The organism is Lamprobacter sp., from assembly GCF_034860625.1.
GTDB lineage: Bacteria > Pseudomonadota > Gammaproteobacteria > Chromatiales > Chromatiaceae > Lamprobacter.
In genome coordinates this window covers 1-5,478 of the sequence record NZ_JAYESN010000210.1, presented here as the reverse complement: position 1 = coordinate 5,478, position 5,478 = coordinate 1, and the positions used below count along the sequence as shown (strand labels likewise).

Annotated in this window: 5 protein-coding genes; all 5 read left to right on the top strand. The window is 64.7% G+C overall.

Annotated features, from left to right (window positions below):
- Positions 1-281 precede the first annotated feature (281 nt).
- The 5 genes from VBE63_RS24205 (at position 282) to VBE63_RS24185 (ending at position 5,411) form a co-directional block, all read left to right on the top strand.
- Positions 282-2,216 (top strand): VWA domain-containing protein, encoded by a 1,935-nt coding sequence (locus tag VBE63_RS24205; protein WP_323685578.1) that lies wholly within the window; start codon positions 282-284, stop codon positions 2,214-2,216.
- A 214-nt stretch (positions 2,217-2,430) separates the two neighbouring features.
- The gene (locus VBE63_RS24200) at positions 2,431-3,027 is read left to right on the top strand and encodes a DUF6088 family protein (protein ID WP_323685577.1); all 597 of its coding nucleotides are present in this window, start codon (positions 2,431-2,433) and stop codon (positions 3,025-3,027) included.
- Positions 3,020-4,045 (top strand): nucleotidyl transferase AbiEii/AbiGii toxin family protein, encoded by a 1,026-nt coding sequence (locus VBE63_RS24195; protein WP_323685576.1) that lies wholly within the window; start codon positions 3,020-3,022, stop codon positions 4,043-4,045. The genes VBE63_RS24200 and VBE63_RS24195 overlap by 8 nt, the downstream gene beginning before the upstream one ends.
- A gap of 442 nt (positions 4,046-4,487) precedes the next feature.
- Positions 4,488-4,721 (top strand): hypothetical protein, encoded by a 234-nt coding sequence (locus VBE63_RS24190; protein WP_323685575.1) that lies wholly within the window; start codon positions 4,488-4,490, stop codon positions 4,719-4,721.
- Positions 4,722-4,820: 99 nt separating this feature from the next.
- Positions 4,821-5,411: a primase-helicase zinc-binding domain-containing protein gene (locus VBE63_RS24185; protein WP_323685574.1), complete on the top strand. Its 591-nt coding sequence runs from the start codon at positions 4,821-4,823 to the stop codon at positions 5,409-5,411.
- Positions 5,412-5,478 lie beyond the last annotated feature (67 nt).

Genomic DNA, 5,478 nt, shown 5'->3' with positions numbered 1-5,478 from the left:
CGACCCACCCGGAGCGGATCACGGACTTCGACGCCTTGTTCAATGACGATGCGATTGACGGCCAGGACGAGTCCCTGGAGATCGAGTCGACCAAAGCGTCCCCGGCGCCGACCCCATCGACGCCACCCGAGCCGATCAGCGCTCAGGACTTCTGGTTCTGAGCCTTCACCCAGGCCGTCACCGGCTCCAACCGGACTCTTGACGGCCTCATCCATCACCCCCGCGGGGCCGTCGGCCCCATGGGGGCGGCGGTCCCCGATTGATTGTTTCGGAGACACCTGATGATCACACCCTCAACCACCCTACACCGGGCCATGCCGATCGTCGCCGCAGCGCTGGGACGCCAGTTCGGCGTCGCTGTCCGCGTCGGCGGCAGCGAGGCCCTGACCGATGGTCAGACCATCGTGGTGCCAGCCCTGCCCAGCGATTCGGCCCTGTTGCCGGTCGCCTGGGGCTATCTGGCGCATGAGGCCGCGCATCTGCGCTATACGGACTTTGACGTCTACCGACGTGCGGCTCGAGACGGCGATGCTCTGAGTGGGCAGATCCTGAACATCCTCGAGGATGTGCGCATCGAGCGCGCGCTCGCCGGCCCTTATCCCGGCACCCGCGAGACCCTGCAGGCGGTCTGTGCGCATCTGCTTGACGCGGGTGCGATGACGGCGCCGTCCTTGGATGCCCACCCGGCTAAGATCCTGAGCAGCTATCTGCTGCTCTCGCTGCGCCATCGCGTGCTGGGTTATGCGCTGCTGGATTCGGAAGCGCAGCGTGCTGAGGAGCGCCTGCGGGCGGTCTTTCCAGCCCGCACTGTGCATCGACTGCAGGGGCTGCTGAGCGAGGTGTCGCAGTTGCAGAGCACCGAGGCGGTGGCTGAGCTGACAAGACGTGTGCGGGATCTGCTGGAGGCAGAGCAAGGGTCAGCGCAGGAGGGACAACAGTCCCCTCAACCACCTGAAGCGGCACAGCCGGAGCAGACTTCGCCGGAAGCTGAGCAGGATGACTCGCAGCAAGGCGATCGCGCAGCGGGAGATTGCGCTCAGCCCACTTCAGGAGCTGGAACTGATGACGCTGACGATAGCGCAACCGACGTGCTTGGCACCAACGATCAGGGCCAACGACCCGAGCCCGCAAAGGACGATGAGGCTGACCAAACCGGTACGAGCACGGATACTGAAGACAGTGCGTCTACGAACTCGAACTCGAACTCGAACTCGAACTCGAACTCGAACTCGGACGCTAGCGCCAATCAGGCCTCAGCTGCAAAGCAATCGAAGCCCAACGATGCCAGCGTGACGCGCGAAGCGACGGCTGCGCAACAGCGCGCACTGACCCAAGCACTGCAGGCCACCGATGCGGACCTGCCTGGCGATCCGTTCGAGACCCTCCGGGGTCTGCTCGCGGCGGCGGGCAGCGGCCAGAGTCGCTGTATTCTGCCCCGCGGTGAACGCTACTTGGGCGATGCCCAGGCCGGGCTTGAGCGCCTGGCACAGGTCCAGCAGACCTCGCGGGCGCTGATGGCCCGGCTCGATGGGCTGATACAGGCCTCGCGCCTGGATCGCTCGCACGCGCATCGCCATGGTCCAAGGTTGCTGTCGAAACGGCTCTATCGATCGGCGATCGGCGATCCGCGGATCTTCGCCCGCAAACGCGAGCGGATCGCGGTGGAGACGGCACTGCATCTGCTGATCGACCTGTCCGGATCGATGGCGGCCAGTGTGCGCTGCGATGCCGATGGCTCTGTGAAACGACGCCTCGACATCGCGCTGGAGTCGGCGCTGGCCCTCGCGCTGGCCCTCGATCAGCTCAATGGGGTGTCGGTCGCCGTCTCGGCCTTTCCCGGCCAGGATGGCGAGGCGCAGACAGCGACTGTCATGGTTCGCCATGGCGAGCGTCCCCGCACGCGTGCCGGCGCCTTTGTGCAGGAGGCGCGCGGGACCACACCGATGGCCGGTGCGCTCTGGTTTGCCGCCGCCGATCTGCTGGCCCGACCGGAGTCGCGGCGCATCGTCTTGGTGCTGAGCGATGGCAAGCCGGATGCCTATGATGACACGCGGGATATCCTGCGCCTGTGCCAGGCCAGTGGACTGGAAACGGTCGGCATTGGCATCGGCGTCGATGTCTCGGCGCTGTTTCCGATCGCGCTTCGTGTGCAGGCGGTGACGGAGCTCAAGCAGGCCCTGTTCGGGGTCGCTGAGCAGCTGTTGGTCGCCGCCTGAGCCTCTTGACTTAACTTGACCCGATCGGCGATCCCGTGGAGCGGTTCCGCGGGGTCGCCGGTTGTTGAGATGGCCTGGATGCCAATGGGGTACTGCCATGAGCATCTTGTTGAGCAACCTGACCAAACACAGGTGTGAGCGCATCCACGCGCTCACGAAGCCTGCTTGAGACCTGTCAGCAATCCGTCTATCTTTCTGACACGGAGGTCTAGCTATGTCGACACTGACCGAACGCATCCTGAACGATGCCCAGGGACTCCCCGAGGGCGCTCCACTCACTGCCAAGACCCTGCTTCACCTGGGAAGCCGCGCGGCCATCGACCAGGCGCTATCGCGGCTCGTTCGTCGTGGTCGTCTGCTGCGTGCTGGTCGCGGGCTGTATGTGCGGCCGGTCGAGGCGCGTTACGGCCAGCGTGCACCCTCGGCCGACAAGGTTGTCGAGGCGATCGCCAGAGCGCGCGGTGAATCCATCGCGTCCAGCGGCGCCGCAGCGGCAAACGCGCTGGGGTTGTCCGTGCAGGTGCCGATGCGTGCGATCTACCTGACCAGCGGACCCAGCCGACAGCTTCGACTGGGTGCGCAGGTGGTTGAACTCAAACATGCGCCGCACTGGCAGTTCGTGCTCGCCAACCAGCCGGCTGGCGAGGCGATTCGGGCGCTCGGATGGGCCGGACCGGAACGCGCTGATGAGGCGTTGCAGGTCATTAAACGCCGATTGTCGGCGCCAGAACTGAAGGCGCTGGTCGCAGCGCGGGCGCAACTGCCGTCCTGGATGGCCGAGCGCATTAGCGAGTTGGCCACTGATGGCTGAGGCGTTCCTCAGGCTCCCGCCCGGTGATCGTCGCGAGGCCTTGGAGGTGGCGGCCTCGGTGTGCGGACGTCCTCCTCATCTGCTCGAAAAGGATGTCTGGGTGGTCTGGGCGCTTGAAACATTGTTCCGATCGCCGCTTGGCGAGCAGCTGGTGTTCAAAGGCGGGACATCGCTCTCCAAAGCGTATCAGGCCATCCGTCGGTTCTCAGAAGACATCGACCTGACCTACGACATCCGCGCGATCGCACCGGATCTGGTGACGGACAGCGCTGACGCCCTCCCCGCCACCCGCAGCCAAGAAAAAAAATGGTCTCGGGAGATCCGCTCGCGCTTGCCGACCTGGGTGACCGAGGCGGTGATGCCGGTCATCGCGTCCAGATTGCACGCGGAAGGTCTTGATGCGACCGCACGAGCGGACGACGACACCCTGTGCATCGACTATCAGCCGCTCGCTGCGGGCACAGGCTATATCCGCCCCGCCGTGATGCTGGAGTTTGGAGCCCGCTCCACCGGCGAGCCCTGGGAGTCCCGGTCCATTATCTGTGATGCGTCGGTGCATCTGCCTGAGGTTGAGTTTCCGACGGCGAATCCGCGGGTCATGCGCATCGAGCGCACGTTTTGGGAAAAGGCCACGGCCATTCATGTCTATTGCTTGCAGGGACGATTCCGCAGTGCCGAGCGCTTCTCCCGTCACTGGCACGATATCGCCCGGCTCGGCGAGACCGGGCATGCGTCCAGGGCACTGGCCGATACCGCGATCGCGGATGCTGTCGCGCGCCATAAGCGTCTCTTCTTTGCCGAGAAGGACGCCAAGGGACAACCAATCGACTATGCCGCGGCCGTGACCGGTGCATTGTGTCTGGTGCCTCATGGTGCTGCACGCGACCGACTTGCCGAGGATTATCAACGCATGGTCGAGGACGGTTTGCTGCTCGATGAGGCGGAACCGTTCGATGTTCTACTCACGCGCTGTGGCGAGATCGAAGCGCAAGCTCGCGCGAGAAAAGCCGTTCGTTGAGAATGGCCATGCAGGGCCGATCATGAAGCAGATTCGCACTGACCGAGCCGCGCTGTCGCCCTGCTCTTCGTGGGTCGACTTCACCCCCATCGAGCCCCATAACGAAACCTCCGCCCAGCGCTGATCTTTCGGCCTGTCGCTGACGGCAACCGTTGCGGCAAGCTTGTAGCGACGGCTGCACAGCCCACCCGCATCCAGCCACCTTTTCCAGTACACACGAGCACCACGCCCGCGTGCACTGGACAGGGGGCCGTTTCCTCCGGTGATCGGCGTTGTGCTGATCACCCTCTCTGGCGACCGAAGACGCTCTGAGTCGCCACCCCGTTTTGGGGTGTTCAATCGCGTCCCTGCAACCTCGCTGCCGATCGGCAGCACAATCCACCCCTGGGGAGAGAGCCTCCCCAGTGGAGCTGTCTCCCCGCGTTTGCTGAGGAGACCTCCCATGCGTCTGAATCGTGACCTCTGGAATACGCTCGATACGTTTCTCGACACTGCCAGCGACGCCGAACTGGCCCGGGCGAAGACGACAGTCTACAACCTGCTCGCCAGTACCAACGATCGCGAGACCCGCCGCCTGGTGAAGTCGGTCTACCGACTGATCATCGATGAAGCGCGCACCCGCGCGCTGCTCGCCGAACGCGCTCAACACACCCACCTTCGGCCAGCCTTGGCCTGAGTCACTCCCCCGGTCGTGGTCGTACTCCGCTCTGGATGCACGACCCGGCTCGGGGCGGCCGTCTTCACCATGAGATTCTGCTGACTGGAGTGCTCTGAGATGTCGCGTTCATCGTTTGTTGTTGCAGCGCCTCAGCGCAGACGCCTTGAGGCGACCGAGGTGCGTGCTGCTGTGCGTCGCACGGGCTGGCTGTTCGTGCTCTCGGCGCTGACGGGTGATCGCCTTGGACCAGCGCTGCAGCGTCCTGGACGGCATGGTCCCTGCCCGGTGCATCGCGGTCGCCATGGCGATGGTTTTCGTCTGTTTGCCGATGTCGACGCCACCGGAGGTGGCATCTGTGCGACCTGCGGCGCCTTTCCGGATGGGCTGGCGTTGCTGCAGTGGCTGTTCGGCTGGTCGTTCCCAGAGGTCTTGTGGCAGATCGCGGCCGTGCTCGGATGCGCGCCGGATGCTGGACTGACCAACGCGGTCAGGACGATTCCAAGTCATCGGCCTGCCCGGACAGGTCCGACAAATGCCGATCTGCAGCGTGCCCGATCCCAACTCCATCGCGTCTGGTCCGAGGCGCTTGCGCCGGACCATTCTGAAGCAGAGCCACTGCGGCGCTACCTGGCATGGCGCGGTTTGGAGCCCGTCGCACTGGATGCGCGGGTCGTTCGGTTGCATCCGTCATTGGCCTATTGGCATTGAGATGCCGAGGGCCGTCGACACTGTCTTGGGCACTTTCCGACCCTGCTCGCGCGGGTCTGTGCCGCTT

Coding starts and splice junctions, on each gene's coding strand:
- VBE63_RS24205 (WP_323685578.1), top strand. CDS start 282: ATGATCACACCCTCAACCACCCTACACCGGGCCATGCCGATCGTCGCC.
- VBE63_RS24200 (WP_323685577.1), top strand. CDS start 2,431: ATGTCGACACTGACCGAACGCATCCTGAACGATGCCCAGGGACTCCCC.
- VBE63_RS24195 (WP_323685576.1), top strand. CDS start 3,020: ATGGCTGAGGCGTTCCTCAGGCTCCCGCCCGGTGATCGTCGCGAGGCC.
- VBE63_RS24190 (WP_323685575.1), top strand. CDS start 4,488: ATGCGTCTGAATCGTGACCTCTGGAATACGCTCGATACGTTTCTCGAC.
- VBE63_RS24185 (WP_323685574.1), top strand. CDS start 4,821: ATGTCGCGTTCATCGTTTGTTGTTGCAGCGCCTCAGCGCAGACGCCTT.